The 23,864-nt window shown below is 53.4% G+C and carries 23 protein-coding genes; 11 read left to right on the top strand and 12 right to left on the bottom strand.

Features of this window, described 5'->3' with window-relative positions; genetic code table 11:
- Positions 1–47 precede the first annotated feature (47 nt).
- Positions 48–974: a chemotaxis protein CheV gene (locus tag AB0A83_RS08680; protein WP_150047889.1), complete on the top strand. Its 927-nt coding sequence runs from the start codon at positions 48–50 to the stop codon at positions 972–974.
- 43 nt (positions 975–1,017) lie between these two features.
- Here the strand turns inward: AB0A83_RS08680 and AB0A83_RS08675 are convergent, their stop codons facing one another.
- From AB0A83_RS08675 to AB0A83_RS08650, 6 genes are all read right to left on the bottom strand, one after another.
- Positions 1,018–1,908, bottom strand: coding sequence for a GGDEF domain-containing protein (locus tag AB0A83_RS08675; protein WP_150047888.1), 891 nt, complete (start codon positions 1,906–1,908; stop codon positions 1,018–1,020).
- Between the two features lie 190 nt (positions 1,909–2,098).
- Positions 2,099–2,644: a putative Fe-S cluster assembly protein SufT gene (gene sufT, locus AB0A83_RS08670; protein ID WP_150047887.1), complete on the bottom strand. Its 546-nt coding sequence runs from the start codon at positions 2,642–2,644 to the stop codon at positions 2,099–2,101.
- An 8-nt stretch (positions 2,645–2,652) separates the two neighbouring features.
- Positions 2,653–3,381 carry an SDR family NAD(P)-dependent oxidoreductase gene (locus AB0A83_RS08665; RefSeq protein WP_367156012.1) on the bottom strand — a complete coding sequence of 243 codons (729 nt, stop codon included), beginning with the start codon at positions 3,379–3,381 and terminating at the stop codon, positions 2,653–2,655.
- Entirely contained in the window at positions 3,372–4,046 is a 675-nt protein-coding gene (locus AB0A83_RS08660; RefSeq protein WP_367156011.1) for an HAD family hydrolase, read from the bottom strand. The genes AB0A83_RS08665 and AB0A83_RS08660 overlap by 10 nt, the downstream gene beginning before the upstream one ends.
- Positions 4,047–4,053: 7 nt before the next feature.
- The gene (ubiG, locus tag AB0A83_RS08655; protein WP_150047884.1) at positions 4,054–4,755 is read right to left on the bottom strand and encodes a bifunctional 2-polyprenyl-6-hydroxyphenol methylase/3-demethylubiquinol 3-O-methyltransferase UbiG; all 702 of its coding nucleotides are present in this window, start codon (positions 4,753–4,755) and stop codon (positions 4,054–4,056) included.
- 97 nt (positions 4,756–4,852) lie between these two features.
- Positions 4,853–6,100 (bottom strand): HlyC/CorC family transporter, encoded by a 1,248-nt coding sequence (locus tag AB0A83_RS08650; protein WP_150047883.1) that lies wholly within the window; start codon positions 6,098–6,100, stop codon positions 4,853–4,855.
- A gap of 229 nt (positions 6,101–6,329) precedes the next feature.
- Between AB0A83_RS08650 and AB0A83_RS08645 the strand changes: the two genes are divergently transcribed.
- The 10 genes from AB0A83_RS08645 to AB0A83_RS08600 all read left to right on the top strand — a co-directional run bounded on the left by AB0A83_RS08645 (position 6,330) and on the right by AB0A83_RS08600 (position 18,101).
- Positions 6,330–7,757, top strand: a complete 1,428-nt coding sequence (locus AB0A83_RS08645) for a sigma-54 dependent transcriptional regulator (RefSeq protein WP_150047882.1) — start codon at positions 6,330–6,332, stop codon at positions 7,755–7,757.
- A gap of 109 nt (positions 7,758–7,866) precedes the next feature.
- Positions 7,867–9,081, top strand: a complete 1,215-nt coding sequence (locus AB0A83_RS08640) for an ATP-binding protein (protein ID WP_150047881.1) — start codon at positions 7,867–7,869, stop codon at positions 9,079–9,081.
- Entirely contained in the window at positions 9,068–10,453 is a 1,386-nt protein-coding gene (locus AB0A83_RS08635) for a sigma-54-dependent transcriptional regulator (protein ID WP_367156010.1), read from the top strand. The genes AB0A83_RS08640 and AB0A83_RS08635 overlap by 14 nt, the downstream gene beginning before the upstream one ends.
- A 58-nt stretch (positions 10,454–10,511) precedes the next feature.
- The gene (fliE, locus tag AB0A83_RS08630) at positions 10,512–10,835 is read left to right on the top strand and encodes a flagellar hook-basal body complex protein FliE (protein WP_150047879.1); all 324 of its coding nucleotides are present in this window, start codon (positions 10,512–10,514) and stop codon (positions 10,833–10,835) included.
- A 13-nt stretch (positions 10,836–10,848) separates the two neighbouring features.
- Positions 10,849–12,594 (top strand): flagellar basal-body MS-ring/collar protein FliF, encoded by a 1,746-nt coding sequence (fliF, locus tag AB0A83_RS08625; RefSeq protein WP_150047878.1) that lies wholly within the window; start codon positions 10,849–10,851, stop codon positions 12,592–12,594.
- Positions 12,587–13,600, top strand: a complete 1,014-nt coding sequence (gene fliG / locus AB0A83_RS08620; RefSeq protein ID WP_150047877.1) for a flagellar motor switch protein FliG — start codon at positions 12,587–12,589, stop codon at positions 13,598–13,600. The genes fliF and fliG overlap by 8 nt, the downstream gene beginning before the upstream one ends.
- Positions 13,587–14,315 (top strand): flagellar assembly protein FliH, encoded by a 729-nt coding sequence (gene fliH, locus AB0A83_RS08615; protein ID WP_150047876.1) that lies wholly within the window; start codon positions 13,587–13,589, stop codon positions 14,313–14,315. The genes fliG and fliH overlap by 14 nt, the downstream gene beginning before the upstream one ends.
- Positions 14,312–15,658: a flagellar protein export ATPase FliI gene (gene fliI / locus AB0A83_RS08610; protein ID WP_150047875.1), complete on the top strand. Its 1,347-nt coding sequence runs from the start codon at positions 14,312–14,314 to the stop codon at positions 15,656–15,658. Before fliH ends, fliI begins: the two co-directional genes overlap by 4 nt.
- Positions 15,658–16,110 (top strand): flagellar export protein FliJ, encoded by a 453-nt coding sequence (fliJ, locus tag AB0A83_RS08605; protein WP_150047874.1) that lies wholly within the window; start codon positions 15,658–15,660, stop codon positions 16,108–16,110. The genes fliI and fliJ overlap by 1 nt, the downstream gene beginning before the upstream one ends.
- Positions 16,111–16,136: 26 nt before the next feature.
- Positions 16,137–18,101, top strand: a complete 1,965-nt coding sequence (locus AB0A83_RS08600) for a flagellar hook-length control protein FliK (RefSeq protein WP_367156009.1) — start codon at positions 16,137–16,139, stop codon at positions 18,099–18,101.
- A gap of 66 nt (positions 18,102–18,167) precedes the next feature.
- Here AB0A83_RS08600 and AB0A83_RS08595 read toward each other — a convergent pair whose 3' ends face one another.
- From AB0A83_RS08595 to hslU, 6 genes are all read right to left on the bottom strand, one after another.
- Positions 18,168–18,788, bottom strand: coding sequence for a hypothetical protein (locus AB0A83_RS08595; RefSeq protein ID WP_367156008.1), 621 nt, complete (start codon positions 18,786–18,788; stop codon positions 18,168–18,170).
- A 200-nt stretch (positions 18,789–18,988) separates the two neighbouring features.
- Positions 18,989–20,560: a ubiquinone biosynthesis regulatory protein kinase UbiB gene (ubiB, locus tag AB0A83_RS08590; RefSeq protein ID WP_190303284.1), complete on the bottom strand. Its 1,572-nt coding sequence runs from the start codon at positions 20,558–20,560 to the stop codon at positions 18,989–18,991.
- A gap of 19 nt (positions 20,561–20,579) precedes the next feature.
- Positions 20,580–21,224, bottom strand: coding sequence for an SCP2 sterol-binding domain-containing protein (locus AB0A83_RS08585; RefSeq protein WP_150047871.1), 645 nt, complete (start codon positions 21,222–21,224; stop codon positions 20,580–20,582).
- A 153-nt stretch (positions 21,225–21,377) separates the two neighbouring features.
- Positions 21,378–22,127 carry a bifunctional demethylmenaquinone methyltransferase/2-methoxy-6-polyprenyl-1,4-benzoquinol methylase UbiE gene (ubiE, locus tag AB0A83_RS08580; protein WP_367156007.1) on the bottom strand — a complete coding sequence of 250 codons (750 nt, stop codon included), beginning with the start codon at positions 22,125–22,127 and terminating at the stop codon, positions 21,378–21,380.
- A gap of 9 nt (positions 22,128–22,136) precedes the next feature.
- Positions 22,137–22,526: a DUF971 domain-containing protein gene (locus AB0A83_RS08575; protein ID WP_150047869.1), complete on the bottom strand. Its 390-nt coding sequence runs from the start codon at positions 22,524–22,526 to the stop codon at positions 22,137–22,139.
- A gap of 2 nt (positions 22,527–22,528) precedes the next feature.
- Complete coding sequence (hslU, locus tag AB0A83_RS08570; RefSeq protein WP_150047868.1) at positions 22,529–23,848, bottom strand: ATP-dependent protease ATPase subunit HslU; 1,320 nt, start codon at positions 23,846–23,848, stop codon at positions 22,529–22,531.
- Between the last annotated feature and the right edge of the window lie 16 nt (positions 23,849–23,864).

Here is a 23,864-nt window from a genome sequence, read left to right as displayed (position 1 = left end):
TCAAACTGACTATAATTTGATGACTATCAATTTGCGGGAGGTAATGTATGGCCGGAGTCTTAGACGGGGTTGATCAACGTACTAAATTGGCGGGACATAACCGGTTCGAATTATTACTATTCAGATTAGTGAGCAGGCAGCGCTTCGGCATCAACGTATTTAAAGTGCAAGAAGTCATACAATGCCCGCCGTTGACGCAGATACCAAAAGCACATTCCGTAATCTGCGGAGTTGCCCATTTACGCGGCAAGACTATTCCGGTGTTGGATTTATCGATGGCGATAGGCATGCGTTCTTTACCTCGCGACACCGGCTGCTATGTGATCGTCACCGAATACAATCGCTCTATTCAGGGTTTCTTGGTCGGTTCGGTCGACCGTATTATCAATATCGGCTGGGAGCAGGTTAAAGCTCCGCCTAAGGGCGCCGGCCGGGAAAGCTACCTGACTGCGGTAACCGAGGTCGACGGAGAATTAATAGAAGTGATCGATGTGGAAAAAGTAATGAAAGAAGTGATGGGAGGCCGCGAGGAAGCTGCGGCGGAAACCATCGATAACGAATTGACTTGCCAAAACGACCACATCCTGGTGGTGGACGATTCCAGCGTTGCGCGCAATCAAGTCAAACGCGTCTGCGACCAAATCGGTATCGAGTGTACCTTATTGAAAGACGGTTTAGAAGCCTGGGAGCATTTGTCCAAATTAGCGGAAGAAGGCGTCAGAATTCAAGATAAATACTCAATGATCATCTCGGACGTAGAAATGCCGCGCATGGACGGTTACACCTTGGCCACCCGAGTCAAATCCAATCCGGCCATGCGTGAGGTTTATTTAATTTTACACACTTCACTAAGCGGCGTGTTCAATACCGCCATGGTACAGAAAGTCGGCGCTAACGAATTCTTAGCCAAATTCGATCCGGATTCGCTGCTTAGCGCCATTCAAAAACAGCTTAGAAACCTGCGCGGACAATAATCCAAACCTGTCCGCCACTAAAACCCCAAACCACGTATGCCTATCAAACCGGGCATGTCTGCACTTGATTTCTACCGCCGATTTTTGCCCTGTACATAGCGGCATCCGCTCTTTTTACCAAGCTTTCCATAGAATCGCCCTCACGCAAAGAACTAACTCCCAGACTTGCCGTGATATTCAGCACGGTCATACCGTAAGCGAGGGTATGGGCTTCAATGCCGGCACGAATTCGTTCCGCAATTAAAACCGCTTCATCGTTACCGGTATCGGGCAACAAAATCACGAACTCTTCGCCGCCGTAGCGAAAAACCGCGTCGCTGCCGCGAATACTTTCTTTGATCCAGCCGGCCAGAGAAGATAGGGCCAGATCGCCGCAAGCATGACCATAATTGTCGTTGATACGCTTAAAATGATCGATATCAACGAAAACTAACGATAACGTCCGCTCGGCGCGAGCTGCACGTTTGATTTCGCGCATCAAGGTGTCGTTGAATGCCGCCCGATTATGCGTTTGCGTTAATGTATCGGTATACGCTTTTTGCAAGGCTTGTTGAAACAAGGTTGCATTGCGCAGAGGATAAATCAAACAACATAGCAAGCTTTCAAGCATCCTTAGCTCATCTTTTGTAAAGCGCTGGCTGCGGGTAAGTTTCAATTCGCCGAGTTGCTGATCTTCGACTTTCAAGCCATAGCAACATGAGTGGCGGCCGACCGCTCCCCGTTTAAATGCCAAGTCGAATTCGCGGTTGATATATTCCACGCTGTTATGCGGAATGGTGGCTTGAATTTTGTTGCCGAAAATAGAAATCAGTTCGCTGAACTCCAAAGTCGTTTGCAGCGCACTACTGATATCGTAATGGTGTAAATTGACCGCAGCCGACGCTTCGAAGCTTTTATTACTGACAACGGCTAATTCAACGGCTTTTTCTTTCATGACACATCCTCTGGCCTTGAACAGGTATTTACCCATACAAAGCCACAAGCGTGCCAGTTGTTAATTGTTCATATAAAACAATTCATTACAGTTTGACAATGCTGAAGGTGGCAATTTTTTGCCACTAATGCAGACTCGCTTTCCCTAGATATCCCAAGCTCGAAAAAAGCAATCAAGCTAAGCGCTACGGTTAAAACAAGCCGAGTTGCACCTGAGCCACCTCGGACATCATGTCTCTGGACCACGGCGGATCCAGCACGATTTCCACATCGACAGAATTGACTCCGGGCAAAGCTCTGATCGACTTCTCCACATCGGATTGCAACACAGGCCCCATACCGCAACCAGGGGCGGTGAGCGTCATGCGGATACGCACGTCGTTCCCACCTTCCGCCGCCGTGACGTCGCATCCGTAGACCAACCCCAAATCGACGATATTGACCGGAATTTCGGGATCATAGACGGTCTTCAACACCTCCCAGCAATTTTTAGCCACCGCTTCGGCATCGGTCTCGGACACCAAGGTATGTAGCGCATGCGCCTCTTTGCCCAAAGCATCCGCATCGCTACCGGCTATCCGCACCATGTGCCCGTAGTCGGTTACCACGGTAAAATTACTACCCAAGGATTGATGTATCGTGACTTCCTGGCCTTTGTTCAGGATACCGTGGTAACCGTCCGGTATGGTGACGATATTGACATCCCGCGTTAAACAAACAACTTCTCTTTCTGCCATAACGATTATTAAAAGGTAAACGTTTGCGCGTCAAAAACTTGACCGGTAACGCCGATACTCGTCGCGCCAAACAAATGACAGTACAGTGCATCCATACAATTAGGTTCCCGCAACCGGGATTTATCTTCGCCGGGATACGCTTTTTTCCGTATCGGCGAATCCACAGGCCCCGGAACCAGGGTATTGACCCGTATTTTTTGTCCGGCCTCGAATTCCGCCGCCAAAATGCGCGCCAAAGCTTCGAGCGCAATTTTGGATACCCCGTAGGCGCCGCTATAGGCTTGCCCTCGCCTGACCGCCGAATCGGAGGTAAACACAATAGATGCCTGTACACTTTTTTGCAGTAAAGGCAGCAACATCCTGGTCAATAAGAAAGCTGCGTTCAAATTCACGTTGAGAGTGTGTCCCCATTCCTTAGTACCGTGCAGCGTAATCGGCGTGTAAGCGCTAAATTCGGCAGCAGAATGCAACAAGCCCTGGAGAGCGCCGTAGCGCTGCTGTATTGCATCCGCCATGTCCTGATATTGCGCCTCGTTCGCTCCCGCCAAATCGAAGGGATACATGACAGGCTCCGGCCCGCCCGCTTCCACAATGGCGTCGTATACTTTTTCCAGTTTCGGAATGCTTTTATCAAGCAGAATCAACTCGGCGCCCTGTTTTGCCAACGCCAACGCCGCGCTGCCGCCGAGACCTCCGCCCGCTCCGGTAATTAAAATGATTTGCGAGGTTAACGGCATAGCGAATCCTTGATCCAACCGGTTAATTGCTCGGCGTTCTCGATCAAACCGTCCGCGCCCCAAAACCGAGGCTCATCGTTTAACCTTAGATAGCCGTATGTCGCCGCCAGCGTTTTCATGTTGGCGCTCTTACCCGCGGTAATGTCATGCAAAGCGTCGCCGATGTAGACGCAGTTTTTCGGCCCGACTCCGGCGCTGGCGCACGCGGCGAACATCGGCGCCGGATGCGGTTTACTGTGGCCGGTACTGTCGCCGCTGACTATGCAAGCTGCACGCGGCGTTAAACCCAATGCTTCCATTAAAGGCAGGGTAAAACGCTGACGCTTATTGGTTACTACCCCCCACTTCAATCCCCAAGCCTCTATCGCGCTTAATGCCTCATAAAAACCGGGAAACAAACGGCTGTGGGTTGCGATATTGTCCTGATAACAAGTCAACATGAAAGCCAGCATTTCTTGCTGCGCGTCGTCATCGGCGGCAGGCGCCGCTTGCCGTATCATCGCCAAGGCACCGCTGGAAATCTGCGGCTTGACCGTAGCACTGTCCACACCAGGCAAACCGAATTGCAACAAGGTCCGCTGCAAACAAGCGATCAAATCCGGCGCAGTATCGACCAGAGTCCCGTCCAAATCGAATAGTACGCACTGTAAATCAAATCCCGGCATATCCGTCTCAGCCTACACGCTGAAACGCGGCAATGTAATTGACGTCCACATCTTTGCCCAAACTAAACCGCTTACTGAACGGATTGTATTGAATACCTATCATCGCTTTCAGTTCCAAGCCGTTACTCCGGGCCATATGGCTAAGTTCGGAGGGCTTGATAAAGGTTTTATATTCATGCGTACCTTTAGGCACCATCTTCAACACATGTTCAGCCGCCACGATTGCCAATAAATAGGCTTTAGGCACCCGATTCAAGGTAGAAAAAAATACCATCCCCTCGGGCTTGACCAAACGTGCACAAGCGCTAACCACGGAAGCGGGATCGGGGACGTGTTCCAACATCTCCATGCAAGTCACGTGATCGAAACCGGCCGGCTCGCGTTCCGCCAAGGCCTCGGCGCTAATTTTCTCGTAACGGGCATTACACCCGGTCTCCAAACCGTGCAAATCGGCGATGTCGATCAGCTCGTCGCTAAGATCGATGCCTAACGCATTAGCCCCGGCCTGTGCGAGTCCTTCAGTCAAAATGCCGCCTCCGCAGCCGACGTCCACTACCTTTGCATCCGAAATATCGGCGAATCGGCGAATAAACTCCAACCGCAAAGGATTCACTTCGTGCAAGGTCCTAAGCTCGCCACCCGGGTCCCACCAACGTTCGGCTTGCGAACCGAATTTATGAATTTCGTGGGGATGAACGTTTTCTGTCATAGCATTAGCGGTCGAAAGGGTTGATCTATATCTTACTATATTACTCGGTTATTCGTCACAGGCGTGCCATCCCGCGAGTAACAGCAAGGTCCAAGAGTTAATCGTCGATAGGATGGAAGCGGACGAATTTTACGGTATTGTCGTCGCGTTGAATGATTTCCAAGATATATCCGTGCAAACGGATGCTGGTACCGGGCTCGGGAATGGTCTCCATATATTCCAAAATCAAGCCGTTCAACGTTTTCGGTCCCTCGGTGGGCAAATCCCAATGAGTTACCCTATTTAACTCGCGTATGCTGATGCCGGCGTCCACAACATAGCTTCCGTCTTTTTGCGCCTGAATGGCCGGCTCCTCGGCAATCAATTCGCCGACGATTTCTTGCAGCAAGTCGTCTAAGGTGACCAAGCCTTGCACATCGCCGTATTCGTCCACCACCAAGCCGATGCGCAGTTTTTCGGCCTTGAATATCTGCATTTGTTTGTGGATGGACGTACTGGCCGGAATGAAAAACGGTTTAGTCAAACTGTCGATAATGATTTGTTTGTCGAAGTCGACCAAACTGATACGCGACAACACCGAACGTATGTGCAGAAAACCTATGACCCGGTCGATATTTTTTTTGTAGACCGGTAAGCGGGTATGCGGACTATTGCGCAACTGTTCGATAATCTCTTCGATCGAATCTTCCATATCGATACCGACAATATCCTTTCTGTGCGTCATGATGTCTTCGACGCTGGCGGACTCCAAATCCAAAATGCTCAGCACCATATTTTGATAGCGGGCCGGCAACAAGTGACCGGTATCCGACACGATGGATTTGAGTTCGTCTTTATCCAATAAGTCTTTCTTGACCTTGTTCGGATTCATGCCGACCATGCGCAGCAGCAAATTGGATACTACGTTTACCACCCAAACGACCGGATAAAACAACTTGAGCAGCGGCACGTAAATCCAAGCGGAAACAAAAGCCAAACAGTCGGGCTTGAGTGCGGCCAGAGTTTTAGGGGTCGCCTCGGAGAAGATCAATACCACGATCGTCAGAACGACTGCCGCCGGAGCAATCATCTCTTCTCCGCCTATGCGGATGGCAATCAACGTGCCTATCGAAGAGGCCGCAATGTTGACGAAATTGTTCCCCAACAATATCAGCCCGATTAAACGGTCCGGGCGTTTGAGCAAATCGTGAGCCTTAATGGCTCCCCGGTGTTTTTTTTTCACGAGATGCTGCAACCGGTAACGGTTCAACGTCATCAGAGCGGTTTCGGAGCCGGAAAAGAATGCGGAAAGAAGCAATAAAACAGCGAGTATGCCAAACAGCACACTTAAGGGAATGTCGTTCAAAGAGAGCGCTCAAGATTACAAAACATGAGGTTATGTTTCTACGTAGACCGCTATTTGTCAAGTCGATAAGGCTGGCTTAATCGAGCGTCTATCTGCACAATTCCTAACACAGGCGTTAAGATTTATTCTCCAAAATATTGAAATAGATTGCATTTTGACAAGCTTACGATTCGATGCTTAACTTTAAAAGTTCCCAGCACTCCGACCGGTCTCAACCGTGAATACCCGTATGGATTTTCCATCCTTTTTGTTAATCGACGATAGCGCCTCCAGGACTGAGCAAGTTCGCACGATTCTTCAATTTTTGGAATACCCGCTTACGGTCACCACCAGCATCGATTTCCCTTCTTCACTGGAGGAACCCAACGACTTCGACGCTATCATGGTCGGCAGCACGCCGGACAAACAGGCGGCCTTATTGCGCAATGTCGACGAGAAGTGCCACGGCACACCGGTAGTGTTACTGCAAGATAAGGAAACGCCGCCGATCAGCAGCGCCATCCAGCAACTGATCACCCATAGTTTGACCTGGCCTACGGTATATTCCGAATTCATTGAATTCGTCGACACTCTCCCGCTACGCCGAGAAGCCGACAGTCCGAAAGCGTCACACAAAGGCTTAGTCGGACGCAGTCCCGCGATACAACAAACCCGCGACTTGATCGATCAAGTCGCCAAGTCCGATGCCACAGTGCTGATTTTAGGCGAATCCGGCACCGGCAAAGAAGTGATTGCCCAAGCATTGCACCGAGCCTCGTTACGCAAAAATCAGCCCTTCGTCCCGGTCAACTGCGGCGCCATACCCGGCGAACTGCTGGAAAGCGAACTGTTCGGCCACGAAAAAGGCGCGTTTACCGGAGCATTGACCAGCCGGCAGGGCCGCTTCGAACTGGCCGAAGGCGGCACTTTGTTTTTGGACGAAATCGGCGACATGCCGATGCCCATGCAAGTCAAACTGCTACGCGTGCTGCAAGAACGGACTTTCGAACGGGTCGGCAGCAATAAAACCATCCATTGCAACGTTCGCATCATCGCCGCCACCCACCGGCATCTGGAACAAGAAATCGCCGAAAAGCGGTTTCGGGAAGACTTGTTTTACCGTCTGAACGTATTTCCCATCGAAGTTCCGGCGTTACGCGAGCGGCCGGAGGACATCCCCTATCTGGTGAGCGATTTGATTGCCCGCATGGAAGCCGACAAGCGCGGCTCGGTACGTTTGAGCCGGGAAGCAATCGCCTTGCTGATGCAACATCAATGGCCGGGTAACGTACGGGAGTTATCCAACCTGATCGAACGCTTAGCGATTATCTATCCTAACGGCATGGTCGACGCCGCCAATTTGCCGGAAAAATTCCAGGGTTATCAGCTTCCGGACGATAGTAAACTGGATTGGAGCGATCCCGAGCCCGCCGCCGCTCCAGCGCCGCTGCCATTCAGATCCGACGCCGAACAGCCTATGTTGGCTTTCGCCCCAGGCGGCACTATTCAATTGCCGGAACAAGGTATCGATCTAAAGGAATACCTAAACGAATTGGAAAACGAACTGATTCGTCAGGCTTTAGAGGAATGCAACGGGGTCGTCGCCCACGCCGCCAAGCTGTTGAACATGCGCCGTACCACGCTGGTAGAAAAACTGCGTAAAACCGACAGCCAATAATCGACGCGTCAAAAACTCGCCAACAAATTATAACCCATTGAATAAATTCTAAATTATATATGGCCTGAAAATTGCTTTTTCTCCGGAAACAGCCAATTTCCGCTTTGCCATGACTAATCCGCACTTCCAGTTTCAGCAAAAATCCGAACGTCTGGCGGACGCCTTTCGCATCTTCAACGAACTGTCGGAACATTTAGCGCAGTCTTATCAAGGCTTGCAGGAGCAAGTTGCCCGGCTGAACGTCCAATTGGCCGCCGCCCGCAGCGAGCGCATGGCGACCTTGATAGAAAAGGAAAAACTCGCCGCGCGCTTACAACAGATACTTGCCGCATTGCCGGCCGGCGTGCTAGTCGTGAATGCCCAAGACCATATCGTCGACTGCAACCAGCAAGCAGTCAGCCTGCTTGGCGAACCGCTGATAGGCTTGGACTGGCAAACCGTATCCGCCCGCAGCTTACACCCGTCCAATTCGCCGCACGAACATCTGTTGGCCGACGGTCGGGTCGTCGCCATGACCGTCAACCGCCTCGGCGAAACCGACGAACGCATCATTCTTTTGTCCGACGTCAGCGAACTGAGACAACTACAAGATGCCTTGGCCCAACAAAAACATTTATCCGCCATGGGCGAAATGGTCGCAAGTCTGGCCCATCAAGTCAGAACGCCGTTGGCGACGGCGATTTTGTACGCCTCGCAACTCGCCACTACCCAACTGCCGCTCAGAAAATACCAACCGTTTGCGGAGAAAATTTTGGAACGTCTGCACTTCCTGGAACGGGAAGTCAACGACATGCTGATTTTCGCCAAGCAAGGCCGTTTAGCGATGCAGGGCTTTTCTTGGCTGGAATTGTTGGCGAAAAGCGCCGAACGCATGGCGCAGTTTAACGGTACCTTCGAGCTGGACAATCGCGTCATAGACGACGACATGCTGGGCAACGAAGCGGCACTGCGCGGCGCATTGCTCAATCTTCTCAATAACGCCATCGAAGCCGGCGCCACCACCGTCAAACTGACTGCCCAACAAAGCGGCGCTAACGTCGAAATTCTGATTGCCGACAACGGCCCGGGCATCCAACCGGAAGCATTGCAACACTTGTTCGAACCTTTTTTCACCACCAAAATCAGCGGAACAGGCTTGGGTCTGGCCGTGGTCAAAAGCGTGGTCAACGCCCACAACGGCCGGATAGATTGCCATAACCGGCCCGATCAAGGCTGCACGTTTCACCTGAGCTTGCCTATCGTGCAACCCCCTATCAACCTATCCAGTGCAACGCAACGCCCCCATCAAGCGAAACTCAAGGAGCATCAACATGAGACGGCATGACATTTTGATCGTGGAAGACGATCTTTCTTTGTGCGAAGCCCTATGCGACACTTTGGAGCTAAAAGGCTACAGCGTCAAATCCGCACAAAACGGCACGGAAGCCTTGAGCCTGCTACATAAATTCGAGTTCGGCCTAGTCATTAGCGACGTGCAAATGCCGGTCATGGACGGCCTGGAGCTGCTGCAAAACATTCGGCAAAAATTCGATCGTTTGCCGGTGCTGTTAATGACAGCCTATGGTACCGTTCCCCGCGCGGTGGAAGCCATGCAAGCCGGCGCGGCGGATTATTTGATCAAGCCGTTCGAAGCCGCCACCTTGGTTAACAGAGTAGCCGGCTTGATAGTACCGGCCCCGAGCAGCGAGCCTGAACGGGTCATCTGCGACGGGCAAATGAAAAAACTCTACGGCTTGGCCAGTAAGGTGGCTAAAACCGGGGTGAGCATATTATTGGAAGGCGAAAGCGGCTGCGGTAAAGAAGTCATGGCGCGCTACATTCACCGCAATTCGCATTACCACGCCGGCCCCTTCGAAGCGATCAATTGCGCGGCCATACCCGAAAACATGCTGGAAGCCGTGTTGTTCGGTTATGAAAAAGGCGCATTCACCGGCGCCACGCAAGCCATGCCCGGTAAATTCGAACAAGCGCAAAACGGCACCCTGCTTTTGGACGAAATTTCCGAAATGGACTTGAGTTTGCAAGCCAAACTATTGCGGGTATTACAGGAAAAAGAAGTCGAACGCTTGGGCGGGCAACGAAAAATTCAGTTGAACGTCAGAATTTTGGCAACCACCAACCGCAAGCTCAAAGACTACGTCAAACAAGGCCTGTTTCGGGAAGACTTATATTTTCGCTTGAACGTATTTCCACTCAGAATTCCGCCGTTGCGCGAACGCATCGGCGAAATTTTGCCGCTGGCTTACGAGCTTTTGGCCAAACATAGCCCGCACAGCCATTCGGCTTACCGATTCGATTCGGAAGCCATCGACAAATTGCAGGCCTACCACTGGCCCGGCAACGTCCGGGAATTGGAAAACGTCGTGCAACGCGCCTTGATCTTGCAAACGAACGGTTTAATCAGCAGCGAATGCCTGCTGTTCGAAGACGAAATCGATACCGGCATGCGCTGCCCGTATGCCGAAACCTCTCCGTACCGGCCGGACCTAGACATTCCCGTTAATGACGGCGATGCGGCGGACAGCGTGAGCCTGGGCGACGGTGTGCGCTCGGCGGAAGAAAAAATCATCCTGCAAAGTCTGCAGGACGCGCAAGGCAACCGCAAAGCCACCGCGGAAAAATTGGGTATCAGTCCGCGCACGTTAAGATATAAAATCGCCCGTATGAAAGAAGCCGGACTACCCGTGCCTTGCTGAATTAACATGGCTTGAAAAGTGCTTGTTTAGAATAAAACGCTAAGCGAGAGTCACGAAAATGTCAGATATTAATGTCAATCACTTATTGGCCCAAATGCGGGCCATGTCTGTGGAAGCGAGCAGCAAGCCGACGCTGAGCGAACAGGTAGGCAACGACTCCAACGACTTTGCCGCCTTGCTGAAACAGTCCATCGATGCAGTCAACCAAACCCAACAAACTTCGAGCCAAATGGCAACCGCGTTCGAAACCGGTCAATCCGACGTCAGTCTGGCCGAAGTCATGATCGCTTCGCAAAAAGCCAGCGTATCCTTCCAAGCCATGTTGCAAGTGCGCAACAAATTGGTCGACGCTTATAAAGACGTCATGGGCATGTCGATCTAAGGCGCGATAAGCCATGAGCGAAGCCAATAACAACTTCCCGGTCGAAACGCTAGCGCACGAGGCCGTCAAACAAGAAAACGATAATCTCCACCCTGCCGTCCGCAATTTATTGAAGTTGCCGCTCAGCCGGCAAATCGGCTTAATGCTGGCCTTAGCGGCCAGCATCGCCATCGGCATGGCGGTGGTGTTGTGGGCGCAAGCGCCCAATTACGATTTGCTGTTTACCGGCGTCGCGGAAAAAGATGCCGCCGAAATTCTGGAAGCGCTGGATAAAATGGGCGTGGAATATAAGGTCGAGCCCGGCAGCGGCGCCGTCATGGTGCCGACCGGCGACGTCAGGGAATTGAAATTGAAACTGGCGGCGCAAGGTCTGCCGCGCAGCACCAGCTTGGGCTACGAACTTCTGGACAAAGACAATGGTTTCGGTACCAGCAAGAGCGTGGAAATGATGCGCTTCCAACGCGCATTGGAAGGTGAAATCGCCCTGACCATACAAACCATACAAAGCGTCAAATCCGCCAAAGTCTTGCTGGCATTGCCGGTACAATCGGTATTCGTCCGCGAACGCAAAAAACCCAGCGCGTCGGTGATCGTCGAACTTTACCAAGGCCGCAGCCTGGAAAAAGAACAAGTCGAGTCCATCGTTCATTTGGTCGCCTCCAGCGTCCCGCTTATGGAAGCGGGGCAAGTCACCGTAGTCGATCACAAAGGCCGCTTACTCAACAGTAAAGACACTCCGGAAGACCTGTCGCTAAGCACCAAGCAATTCGAATACAAGAAAAATATTGAAGAACATCTGCGGCAACGCATAGAAAACATCCTGGCACCGCTGGTCGGCAGCGAAGGCATGCGGGCGCAGATTTCCGCCGACGTGGATTTCACCGTCACCGAAAAAACCCAGGAACTGTTCAATCCGGATTTGCCCGCCCTACGTAGCGAACAAACTCAAGAAGATCTAAACTCCGTCAATAAAATCCAAGGCGTGCCCGGCGCGCTATCCAACCAACCGCCGCCGACCGGGGTTGCCCCGGAAGTCGCCAGCGGCCAGGAGAAACAAGCCGACGCCGAATCGGGCTCCAGCAGCAAACGGGCTACCCGCAACTACGAATTGGACAAAACCATCACCCATACCCGCCAGTCCACCGGCGCCTTGCGGCGGCTATCGGTCGCGGTGGTGGTGGACGATAAACACGTACTGCTGGACGGCAACAATGCCCAGCAAGCCTATTCGCAGGAAGAATTGAACCAACTGCGCGACTTGGTCAAACAAGCCGTCGGCTACGACAACAGCCGCGGCGATCAAGTAACGGTCACCAACGTCGCCTTCAAAACCCCGGACGCTTTGCAAGAAGTATCGGAACCGATTTGGGAAAAACCCTGGTTCATGGACGTCATGAAGCTGGCCGTCGCCGCCCTGGTGCTGACCTTGCTGATACTGAAAGTATTACGCCCGGCCTTTGCCACCCTGATCGGCAAAGACGAAGCCGAGCAAAGACTCAAAGAACTGGAAGAAGCCCGTCTGGCCGCAGAAGCCATGGGCGGGGTAGTACGCTTCGACGAAGAAGGCAAACCGGTTGCAGTCAGGGTGGAAGACGAAGACGGCCAACCTTTGGCATTGTCGGCCGGCGTAGAAGATTTACTGTTGCTGGAAGCACCGCAAAGCTACGAAAAACGCTTGGAATACGTACAAAAACTCATAGACGAAGACCCGAAACTGGTCGCCCAAGTCATCAAAACCTGGCTGAAAGACGATGGCTGAAACAAGTAAAGATTTATCGCACGCGCAACGCGCCGCTCTGTTGCTGCTGGCCGTAGGCCAAGACCGAGCCGCCACCGTGTTGCGCCACATGGGTCCCAAGGAAGTCCAGCTCATCGGTTCGACCATGGCTGCTTTGGGGCCGATTTCGTCCGGCATGGTCGACGAAGTATTGGAAGAATTCATCATCCAGATCAAGAACGAAACCGGCCTAGGCTTGGATTCCGACGAATACATCCGCAACATGCTGACCAGCGCATTGGGTGCCGACAAGGCGGGCAACATCATAGACCGCATCTTGCTGGGCGCCAACAGCAAAGGCATAGAACAACTCAAATGGATGGATACCCGCTCCATCGCCGATTTGATCCGCCTGGAACACCCGCAAATCATCTCCATCATCCTGTCTTTGCTGGATCCGGACCAATCCGCCGAAGTATTGACGCTGTTACCGCAAAACATGCGTTCGGACATTTTGATGCGCATCGCCACACTGGAAGGCGTGCAACCGGCCGCGCTACGCGAATTGGACGACATCATGGAAAAACAATTGACCGGCAGCGACGGCGTCAAATCTTCGCAAATCGGTGGCGTGGACGCGGCCGCCAATATTTTGAACTTCATCGAAAGCGCCGTCAGCGAGCCGATGATGCAAGACATCAACGAAGCCGATTCCGACTTGGCGCAACGCATTCAAGACAAAATGTTTGTGTTCGGCGATTTGATCGCCGTCGACGACCGCGGCATTCAAACCCTGCTGCGCGAGGTATCGACCGATCAATTGCTGTTGGCCTTACGCGGCGTGGATACCGGCCTGCGCGACAAAATCTTCTCCAATATGTCGCGCAGGGCCGCCGAAATGCTGCGCGACGATCTGGAAGCCGCCCCGCCCGCCCGCTTGAGCGAAGTGGAAGCGGCGCAAAAAGACATCTTGTCTATCGCCAAACGCTTGTCGGATGCCGGTGAAATCGCGTTAGGCGGCGGTGGCGGTGGCGATGAGTTCGTCTAAACACCAAAAGTTTTCGCCTGCCGAACTGCAGGCATTGGATACCTGGACCGATCTGGAGGATTTCAGCACCCCGCGTTCGGAAAACGTTGCTTTAGAGCAAGCCACCCAAATTTTGACGGTGGAAGAAATCGAAGCCATGCAAAAGCAGGCTTACGACGAAGCTTTCGAACTGGGACGGCAACAAGGATACGAGCAAGGCCTGGAGCAAGGTTTCCAACAAGGTCAGCAACAAGGCTTGGAACAAGGCATGACCAAAGGCTACGAACAAAGCCAGCATCTGGTGCAAAATCAGGTCAAACAGCTCGGCATGCTGTTGGAATCGTTAGCCGAACCGTTTCGAAACCTGGACGAGGAAGTGGAAAAAGAGTTGGTCCAACTCGTCATCGCCATCGCCGGATTGATCATACGCCGCGAACTCAAACACGATCCCGGACAAATCGTTGCCGTGATCCGCGAAGCCGTCAACGTGCTGCCCTTATCGTCGCAAAAAATCACCCTGACGCTGCACCCGGAAGACGCGGAATTGGTGAAATCGGTCTTGCACTTGGACGAAACCATGCCGCCATGGCGCATTCAAGAAAATCCCCTACTGACTCGCGGCGGCTGCACGGTGCAGACTGAAGTGTCTTCGGTCGACGCCAGTCTGGAAAAACGTCTATCCGCGGTCATCGCCACGGTATTGGGCGGGGATCGGCAACAGGACGTCAATCCATGATGCCGGACGTCAACCGGGCAACCGCCTGGCTGGAACGCCTGAAACCCTACCGGCAGCGCCTCAACGAACCGCCGGAATTAGTGGTGGAAGGCAAGTTATCGCGCATGGTCGGCCTTACCCTGGAAGCCGAAGGCTGCCGGGCCGCCATCGGTTCTTTATGCCAAATCGTCACCAAAAACGGCAAAAGCATAGGCGCGGAAGTAGTCGGCTTTGCCGGCGGCCGCCTGTACTTGATGCCGACCGGCGACACCCAGGGCTTGGATCCCGGCTGCCGGGTGATCCCGCAAGGCAAAAACAGTCTGGCCAACGTCGGCTTCGGCTTGCTGGGTAGGGTCCTCGACGGCGCCGGCCGACCGCTGGATGGAAAAGGCTCATTGGATACCGACGCGCGTATTTCCCTGGCCGGCACACCGATCAATCCCCTATCGCGCAAACCGATCCGCGATGCCTTGGACGTCGGCGTGCGCGCCATCAACTCCGTACTCAGCGTCGGCAGGGGGCAACGCATGGGCTTGTTCGCCGGAACCGGGGTCGGCAAGAGCGTGCTGCTGGGCATGATGACCAAGTTCACCAACGCCGACATCGTGGTAGTCGGACTAATCGGCGAACGGGGGCGCGAGGTGAACGAATTCGTATTGAAAATACTCGGCGAAGAAGGCTTGAAACGTGCGGTCGTGGTCGCGTCCCCCGCCGACGACTCGCCGCTGATGCGGGTACACGGCGCGTTGCGGGCCACAGCCATTGCCGAATATTTCCGCGACCAAGGGCTGGATGTGTTGTTACTGATGGATTCCCTAACCCGCTACGCCCAAGCTTACCGAGAAATCGCCCTGGCTATCGACGAGCCGCCGGCTACCAAGGGCTACCCGCCTTCGGTTTTCGCCAAATTGCCGCAATTGGTGGAGCGCGCCGGCAACGGCGACGTCGAGGGCGGTTCTATCACCGCCTTTTACACCGTGCTGGCCGAAGGCGACGATACCAACGATCCGATTGCCGACGCGGCCCGCGGCGTGTTGGACGGCCACGTGGTGCTGTCCCGCAGCCTGGCGGAATCCGGACACTATCCGGCCATAGACATCGAGGCTTCTATCAGCCGGGTAATGCCGGACATTGCGACACCGGAGCATTTACAGTTGGCGCGCGAACTGAGACGCCTCTACTCCACTTACCGGCAAAACCGCGACTTGATCAGCGTCGGCGCCTACCGGGCCGGTTCCGACCCGCGCATAGACCGCGCAATCGCCAAACAACCGGCCATAGCCGAATTCCTGCAGCAAGACATGGACGAAGCCGTGGATTTGCCGCGTAGCGTAGACGAATTACGACAAGTCTTGGCCAGCTAATGAAACGTTCGCAACGCCTGCAAATCATCATAGACCTGCAACAACGCCAGGAGAACGAAGCGCTGCAATTGCTGGGACGCCGGCAACAACAACTGAACGAACAGCAAGCGCAACTGGATAACTTGCTGAATTATCGTCAACAATATTTGAATAAATTGCTGGAACGTCAAAAAACCGGCATGAATGTCAATCAATTATTGGAGTTGCGCGCGTTCGCGGACAAATTGGACAAGGCCATCGAAGGTCAACGGTTGACGGTAAGACAGCAGGAACGCGAATGCCAAAAGGCGCGCGACAAATGGCAGGAGAGTCATCAACGCAGCAAAAGCTTGCTGCGCCTGGGAGAAATCGCAGTCGCCGAAGAAACTCAACTGGAAATCAAGCGCGAACAATCCGAACAAGACGCCAGAGCCGCCCGTTCGTCCCGCAAGGATGGCGCAAATAATGCTTGAATAGCTGAAAGTGCAGGAGAATCAACATGAATATGCCAGACAACAGCTTGTTTTCTATCCTAACGACCGGCGGGCAGATTCCGCCCTTGAACAATGCCGTTACTCCAGGTAACGCATCCGGCACCCACGACTTCGCAGCCCAGTTCTGGTCTCAACTGAATCTGTTGAATAGCGCCGGCACGCCGAACGCCGAATTGACATCGGCCAATTTGAATGCCCTGCAAACCTGGGTATCTAGCGCAAACGCCGATCCGGAAACGGAGATCGAACCATTGCCGACCGATTTGCAAAACTTTGCCGCCCTATTCGGCAAACGCTTGCCGGCCGCCCATCCTGAAAACGGCGCGATTGATTTGCAAGCCACCATGAAAGCCTTGGCCGGAGTCATGCAACAATTGCGGCAATTGGAAAGCGACGAACCGGCTGCGGCAAGCGAAACCAATGTAAGTACGCTGACTACTGATGTAAGCACGCCGACTACTGACACGAATGCTAGCAGCGACGACACGGTGTTATATCCGTCAATTCGCTTGTCTGAAGTACAAGGCACGATTACCGCTCCGGAAACGGCGGCCGCACCGGCGAACGGCAATGTCGCTCCCGTAAACTATCAAGTAAATTTGCCCGAACCAGTTGCAACTGATTTGCCTCCCCCCGAGCTCAAAGCCGCTGTCGAACAAAATCCGAATTCGAAGGTACAGGCATCGAACCATTTCGAGCCTATCAGCGCTGATTCGCCAACCCGGCCGATACCACAGGCTAACGGCACCGACAATCTCATGCGCCCTACTCATCGCGCCAAACCGGGCGTTATCGAAACCAAAGCAACGCAGAGTCCGGAACTGGCCACTATGCCCACCGATACGGTTTTGAATCCCGACACTCCTGAAATCGACCCGCTCGCCGACACGGGGTTGCCTGCCGCGCGGCAACACCGCATGTCGGCGCAAGCAAGCGACCAAGAGCATTCGGATGAAATGGCCACCGCTGCTGTTACACCCAGTCTGCCGACAGCCGCGCCGCCTGTGGTATCGCAGCCGGAAAGCCCTGAAATTTCCGCAAGCATCATTGCCGGCACTTCAGCGAACCGCCTCAAGCAAGCCGATTTACCCACCACCCCGGAAAAACCTTCCGCCCCCCTACTCAACGGCGATACCCAACCGCCAAAAACCCCGCAGCACCTCGCCGGGAACGTGGAATCCACGCGGCAGGAATTCGCCGCCGCTAACCCGTTTAAAGCCGCTCAACGCTTGCCGGACGGAAGCAAAACCCCCGCAGAATCCGGCCAAAACGAATTGGAACACAGTCTAGCGCTTGCCTGGAACACCGATAATCAAACCGAATTCGCAAAGCAAACTTTCGACGGCAACAGACAAAATCCCCAACCGGATTTAACCTCGAATCCACAATTGGACGGCAGTCCGAATACCGAACCCAACCCATCGAGCCGCGCCGCTCAGGATATTTTTCGCTTAAATCAAGCGCTACCGAATAACTCTGCACCCGTGTCCGCCAAGCCCGAAACCCTGAGCATGAACCGCCCGTTCGGCGATGCCGCGTGGAATCAGGAATTAGGAAATAAAGTGATTTGGATGAATACCCAAGGAGTACCGTCGGCCGAACTCCGTTTGAACCCCGAAAACTTGGGCCCGATTCACATCAAAGTCGACGTCAGCCAAGATCAGGCGACGGTGAGTTTTACCGCACAGCATGCGGCAGTCAAAGAAGCCATAGAGAACGCCATTCCGAAATTGCGCGACATGTTTTCCGGCCAGCAGTTGAATCTGGTCGATGTCAACGTATCGCAACAGCAGAGTGATCAACGCCAAACCAACAGAGAATTTTTACACATGGGTGCGGAATCGGACGCTCGTCACAGCCGGCAACAACAAGAGGAAGAGCCCATGCAAAACCCGGCTCAATCGCTGGTTGACGAAATCGAAGCCGGCCGGGCGGTAGCCAGTAACGGCTTACTGAGTATCTTTGCCTAACCGGAAACCTTTCACCGAGAACACAAAAAAGGCGGGATAATCCCGCCTTGCTTAGAAGTTTTCCGGCTATTCCTGCGGCCCCCCGGTATATTTACGGCCCAAGCCATTCATTTTATAGGTACAGGTATTGGAGCCGCCCATCGCGGCGGCAGAGGCGGTAAATTTAAATCCCAAGCCCTCGTTAAGCGTTAAACGCGTACCTTTTTTATTGATGGTACCCTTGACGGTCAAAGGTTGCGTGATCTTAAAACCACCGGCCGAACCGACAACCCCGTTATCGTCGAATTGAATCTCGTCCGATACTTGCGCAAACGCGAACGCAAACACAGCCATCGGCGAATCGTACCAATGATCGAACGCCAGATTCAGCTTAGCGCCCTTTTGACTCCAGGTTCCGCTGGCGGTTTGCACGGTGAAATACGCATCCGTCATGATAAACGTGCCTTCGCCGTCGCCTTCCACTTCCCCGTCGTCGAACTGTATCGCGCCGTCCAATACCGTTCCGCTGGCAATGGGGGTGCTGATCCCCGGCGTGCGTTTACATTTTACGCTTAGCCGCCCCTTCAGCTTTCCGCTCAAATCCCAGCTGGTGCCGGCTACCGACGGCGGTGCCGCTTCCACTTGGCTGACCGTCAACAATCCGACCATGCCCAACGCCAACATAGATGAAACTGCACTTTTACTCATTTGTTTCCCCGTATGAATTAAACGACGCTTTTTATGTTACACGCGGGATGTAAAGAAATGTAAATGGATGCCGTAAATTGGGGATGAGATAACACTCTGCTTGCACACCGGCTAGCCGCACTCATGCAAGTTCGACCCACGCATTCGAGTTGCCAAAGTTCTCTATCTTGGCGGAAGGTCGAGCTTATGCGGCAAAGAGTCTACAAGCCGCGTATGAACGGTGAATGCAGCACTAAAGCGGCGGTAATCATCAACGTACTGCCGACGATGACCCACAGCGTGCGCTGATTGTTGCGCTGCATCTGCTTACGCAGCTGTTCCAGTTCTCTATTTTGGTGTTTTAAGTGGGACTGCAACTGCGCATGACTATTAAGGGCTTGCAGCACCAGATTAGGCATTTCCGGCAAATGCTCGGTAATTTGCGGAAACTGGCCGAACAGTTCCTTCACCTTAGCGGCGGGCCCCATACGCTCTTTAAACCAGTTTTCCAAATAAGGTTTGGCAGTCTGCCACAGATCCAAATCCGGATACAATTGCCGCCCCAGGCCTTCGATATTCAGCAAGGTTTTTTGCAGCAGTACCAACTGCGGTTGTACCGCCATGTCGAAGCGTCGGGCGGTTTGAAATAGGCGCAGCAGCAACAGGCCGAAAGAGATGTCTTTCAGCGGTTTTTCGAAGATAGGCTCGCACACGCTACGTATCGCCGCTTCGAACTCCTCTACCCGAGTAGTGCCGGGCACCCAGCCCGACTCGATATGCATTTGGGCGACGCGCCGATAATCGTGATTGAAGAAGGCCAAAAAGTTTTCGGCCAAATAGCGCTGGTCGGAATCCGATAAGCTGCCGACGATGCCGAAATCCACCGCCAAATATTTATCCGGCAATTCCACGAAAATGTTGCCCGGATGCATGTCGGCGTGGAAGAAATTGTCGCGAAACACTTGGGTGAAAAAAATTTCCACCCCCCGCTCCGCCAGTTTTTTGAAGTCCGCATTGCCGGCGCGCAACGCAGCGATGTCGCCGACCGGAACGCCGTGTATGCGCTCCATGACCAATACCTTGCGCCGGCAAAGCGGCCAATGGACTTCCGGTATGTACAGCAGCTCCGAGTTTTTGAAATTGCTGCGGATGGCACTGGCATTGGCCGCTTCCCTGAGCAAATCCAGCTCGTCCAAAATAGTTTTTTCGAATTCGGCGACTACTTCGGTAGCCCGCAAACGGCGAGCGTCCGACCAAAAGCGTTCCGCCAAGCGGGCCAGTTCATAAAGTAATGCTACATCGGAATGGATTTTATCCTCGATGTCCGGCCGCAACACTTTGACGATGACTTTTTCGCCGGTCAACAAGGTCGCCGCGTGCACTTGCGCCACCGAGGCCGAGGCCATGGGTTCGGTATCGAACTCCAAAAACGCCTGTTGGATGGTTTGCCCCAGTTGTTTTTCGATAATATTTCTGGCTTTTTCCGCGGAGAAAGGCGGCACTCGGTCTTGTAATTTGACCAACTCTTCGGCGATGTCTTCCGGCAACAAATCGCGGCGGGTCGACAAGGTTTGCCCGAATTTGACGTAAATCGGTCCCAAATCTTCCAAAGCGCGGCGGATACGCAAACCGCGCGGCAACTTGGATTTGCTGAGCCAATAGTTGGGCGACAACAATGCTAAAAACCGAATCGGCCGCAGCAAATGGGTTTTCAGCACGATTTCGTCCAAACCGTGAGACATCATCACCCAATTGATGCGCATCAAGCGAGTCAGGATTTTCAAACGAATCACTTCAAACCGTCCTCGCAGTTTATTCAGCTTCTAAATTGTTGTTGGCGCGCGCTTCCAAACGCGCCACGCGCGCTTCCAATCTATCGTAATCGGAGCGTAAAGCATCGACATCCTCGCACCAGAGCTCGGCTTCCGCTTTAGCCGGCAATTCCCTGGTTTCTTCTTGCAGAAACTCTTCCAAATTCAATCGAAAACCGGTCAAGCTGTGCTGAGTCCAGGCGCGGCTGCCTCGAAACAGTTCGGCCGTCTTGACTGCGAAGCTTTCGCCGGTGTAACGAGCCAATTTGGCTTGCAAATTGATGTCCAATTTTTCGAACAATCGTTGCAGCTTATGCGCCGCTTGCATATCGCCCTCGATGCGCACTTCGCCGCGGAACAAACTGCGCATCGGTGTCGCGCTCAGTCCCATCAAGCCTAAAGCCGACAACGAACCGCTTATACGGGCGTCTGCCGTCCCGCCGTAGCTCTCCAGCAATTGGATGCGTTCCGCACCCGGACAAACGTATAAGGTTTCGTCGAAAGGCGTGACGTGGATGGCGATCACTTTCCCTTGCAGCGGCGTCAACAGGTCCGGATAGTGTGCGTCCAACGCCAAATATCCGTTGAGCGCGCGCTCCAAGGCGCTGAGCAATAAAGGTTTAATTTGCAAAAAGTCGCCGGACATCAGGATTGGAAGAAATAAGCGTGATCAAGCGAAGCGGCTGTTCGATGCGGTATCAAGGCAAACATGCGGCGGCAAAAGTTGCGATAGACTGGGTCCACCGCCTGCCCGTGCACGCAATCCGGGTGGTCGCCAACCAATGCCGGCATAAAACCTTTAAAACTTGTAACCGCGGTGTACGGCTACGATACCTTGGCTCATGTTGAAATATTCGCAACGTTCCAAGCCTGCCGCTTCCATCATGCGTTTCAACTCGTCTTGTTTGGGATGCATACGGATAGATTCGGCCAGATAACGATAACTATCCTCGTCCTTGGCGACGAAAGCCCCGATTTTCGGCAGAATGTTGAAGGAATAGAAGTCGTAAACCTTCTCCGTGACCGGATCGACCGGATGCGAGAATTCCAGCACGATGACCCGCCCGCCCGGTTTTAACACGCGATGCATGGAGCGCAACGCGGCTTCCTTATCGGTGACGTTGCGTAAACCGAAACCGATACAGACGCAATCGAAACTGTTATCGGCAAACGGCAAACATTCGGCATTGACTTGCGCATAACGGATGTTGGCCGCCAAACCGCGATCGATTAAACGATCACGGCCGGTACGCAGCATGGCGGCGTTGATATCCGCCAATACCACTTGTCCGCTGCTGCCGACGCGCTTTTCGAACAGTACGGTCAGATCGCCGGTACCGCCGGCCAAGTCCAGCACGCGTTCGCCTTCGCGTACGTTAGCCAACTGCACCGCTACTCTCTTCCAGATTCGGTGTATACCCAACGACATCAAGTCGTTCATCACGTCGTATTGCCCTGCGACCGAATCGAAGACTCCGCGCACCAGCGTGACTTTCTCGTGTACCGGGACTTGCTTGAAGCCGAAATGAGTAGTGTTGTCGTTGCTCATAAGCCGTTGTCAGTTGTGAATGGTGGGTTTGCGGCTGATACCGGCCGCTTTGAGCGCCTCCAGGTATTGCCCCCATAACAACGGGAAATCCGCACCCAATTTGTACAGTAAGTCCCAAGAATAGATGCCGCTGTCATGTCCGTCGCTAAAGGTCAAGGCAATGGCGTAATTGCCTACCGGTTTCAAGTCGACAATGCTGACGTTTTCCTTACCGGTCTGCAGCACGTCCTGGCCAGGCCCGTGGCCGACCGCTTCGGCCGATTGAGTATAAACCCTTAGGTATTCGGCCGGCATTTCGAAAATGCTGCCGTCGTCGAAATGAATTTCCAACATTGCCGACAGTTTATGCAATTTGATTTCGGTCGGATTGCAATGGCAAGGCGTCGTATGTATGCGCATGGTTACAAAATGTATCGGCTTAAATCTTCGTCCGCGGCCAGTTCGCCCAAATGGGCGTCGACATAAGCGGCATCTATCGTGATCGTTTTGTCCGGCAGATCCGGCGCGGAAAACGAAATGTCTTCCAACAATTTTTCCAAAATAGTGTGCAAGCGGCGTGCGCCGATATTCTCCACGCTTTCGTTGACCTGCCATCCGAGTTCGGCGATGCGCTGTATCCCGTCTGCGGAAAACGCCAGCTTGACGCCTTCGGTCGCCAACAAGGCTTGGTATTGCTCGGTTAATGACGCGTCGGGTTCCGTCAAAATCCGCACGAAATCGTTGGCGCTGAGCGGGCTCAGCTCGACTCGAATCGGAAACCGGCCCTGCAGTTCGGGGATCAAATCGGACGGCTTGGTCAAGTGAAATGCACCGGAAGCGATAAACAGAATATGGTCGGTCTTGATCATACCGTATTTGGTGCTGACCGTACTGCCTTCCACTATCGGCAACAAATCGCGTTGCACGCCTTCGCGGGACACTTCCCCGCCGCTGACCTCCTGGCGTTTGCAGATTTTGTCGATCTCGTCCAGAAACACGATACCGTGCTGCTCGACGGCTTGTAAGGCCGTTTGCTTGATCTCCTCTTCGTTGACCAACTTGCCGGCCTCTTCTTCCTGCAACAACTTCAAAGCGTCTTTGATCTTGGTTTTACGCGCTTTGGTACGGCCCGTGTTCAAGTGCTGAAACATGCCTTGCAATTGGCTGGTCATTTCTTCCATGCCCGGCGGCGCCATGATTTCCACGCCTACCGGCGGCGAAGCCACGTCGATTTGTATTTCCTTATCGTCCAAATCGCCTTCGCGCAGCTTTTTGCGCATTTTCTGCCGGGTCGATTCCTCGCTGTCAGACAACATGCCGCCTTCGGCGCGCGGCAGCAAAATATCCAATACTTTCTCTTCGGCCGCATCCGCCGCCCGGTTTTGTACTTTTTCCATCGCCGACATGCGGGTCATTTTGACTGCAGTGTCCACTAAATCGCGGATGATGGACTCGACGTCGCGGCCGACGTAGCCCACCTCGGTAAATTTGGTCGCTTCAATCTTGATAAACGGCGCATTGGCCAATTTGGCCAAGCGGCGGGCAATCTCGGTTTTACCCACCCCGGTCGGGCCTATCATCAAAATGTTTTTCGGGGTAATTTCCTCGCGCAATTCCGCTGCCACCTGACTGCGGCGCCAACGGTTACGCAAGGCTATCGCCACCGAACGCTTGGCATCGGCTTGACCGATGATGTGTTTGTCCAATTCGCTGACGATTTCTCTGGGTGTCATCTGACTCATAATTCCGTGTTTCGCT

Source organism: Methylomonas sp. HYX-M1 (assembly GCF_040741385.1).
GTDB lineage: Bacteria > Pseudomonadota > Gammaproteobacteria > Methylococcales > Methylomonadaceae > Methylomonas > Methylomonas rhizoryzae.
This window is presented reverse-complemented; position numbering and strand designations above follow the sequence as displayed.

Excerpts from the sequence above, each read along its gene's own strand:
- fliH (WP_150047876.1), top strand. The coding sequence starts at position 13,587 with ATGAGTTCGTCTAAACACCAAAAGTTTTCGCCTGCCGAACTGCAGGCA.
- fliJ (WP_150047874.1), top strand. The coding sequence starts at position 15,658 with ATGAAACGTTCGCAACGCCTGCAAATCATCATAGACCTGCAACAACGC.
- AB0A83_RS08645 (WP_150047882.1), top strand. The coding sequence starts at position 6,330 with ATGGATTTTCCATCCTTTTTGTTAATCGACGATAGCGCCTCCAGGACT.
- fliG (WP_150047877.1), top strand. The coding sequence starts at position 12,587 with ATGGCTGAAACAAGTAAAGATTTATCGCACGCGCAACGCGCCGCTCTG.
- fliE (WP_150047879.1), top strand. The coding sequence starts at position 10,512 with ATGTCAGATATTAATGTCAATCACTTATTGGCCCAAATGCGGGCCATG.
- AB0A83_RS08680 (WP_150047889.1), top strand. The coding sequence starts at position 48 with ATGGCCGGAGTCTTAGACGGGGTTGATCAACGTACTAAATTGGCGGGA.
- AB0A83_RS08665 (WP_367156012.1), bottom strand. The coding sequence starts at position 3,381 with ATGCCGTTAACCTCGCAAATCATTTTAATTACCGGAGCGGGCGGAGGT.
- AB0A83_RS08640 (WP_150047881.1), top strand. The coding sequence starts at position 7,867 with ATGACTAATCCGCACTTCCAGTTTCAGCAAAAATCCGAACGTCTGGCG.
- AB0A83_RS08585 (WP_150047871.1), bottom strand. The coding sequence starts at position 21,224 with ATGTCCGGCGACTTTTTGCAAATTAAACCTTTATTGCTCAGCGCCTTG.
- AB0A83_RS08600 (WP_367156009.1), top strand. The coding sequence starts at position 16,137 with ATGAATATGCCAGACAACAGCTTGTTTTCTATCCTAACGACCGGCGGG.
- hslU (WP_150047868.1), bottom strand. The coding sequence starts at position 23,848 with ATGAGTCAGATGACACCCAGAGAAATCGTCAGCGAATTGGACAAACAC.
- ubiG (WP_150047884.1), bottom strand. The coding sequence starts at position 4,755 with ATGACAGAAAACGTTCATCCCCACGAAATTCATAAATTCGGTTCGCAA.
- AB0A83_RS08660 (WP_367156011.1), bottom strand. The coding sequence starts at position 4,046 with ATGCCGGGATTTGATTTACAGTGCGTACTATTCGATTTGGACGGGACT.
- AB0A83_RS08575 (WP_150047869.1), bottom strand. The coding sequence starts at position 22,526 with ATGCGCATACATACGACGCCTTGCCATTGCAATCCGACCGAAATCAAA.
- ubiE (WP_367156007.1), bottom strand. The coding sequence starts at position 22,127 with ATGAGCAACGACAACACTACTCATTTCGGCTTCAAGCAAGTCCCGGTA.
- sufT (WP_150047887.1), bottom strand. The coding sequence starts at position 2,644 with ATGGCAGAAAGAGAAGTTGTTTGTTTAACGCGGGATGTCAATATCGTC.
- AB0A83_RS08675 (WP_150047888.1), bottom strand. The coding sequence starts at position 1,908 with ATGAAAGAAAAAGCCGTTGAATTAGCCGTTGTCAGTAATAAAAGCTTC.
- AB0A83_RS08595 (WP_367156008.1), bottom strand. The coding sequence starts at position 18,788 with ATGAGTAAAAGTGCAGTTTCATCTATGTTGGCGTTGGGCATGGTCGGA.
- fliI (WP_150047875.1), top strand. The coding sequence starts at position 14,312 with ATGATGCCGGACGTCAACCGGGCAACCGCCTGGCTGGAACGCCTGAAA.
- AB0A83_RS08635 (WP_367156010.1), top strand. The coding sequence starts at position 9,068 with ATGAGACGGCATGACATTTTGATCGTGGAAGACGATCTTTCTTTGTGC.
- fliF (WP_150047878.1), top strand. The coding sequence starts at position 10,849 with ATGAGCGAAGCCAATAACAACTTCCCGGTCGAAACGCTAGCGCACGAG.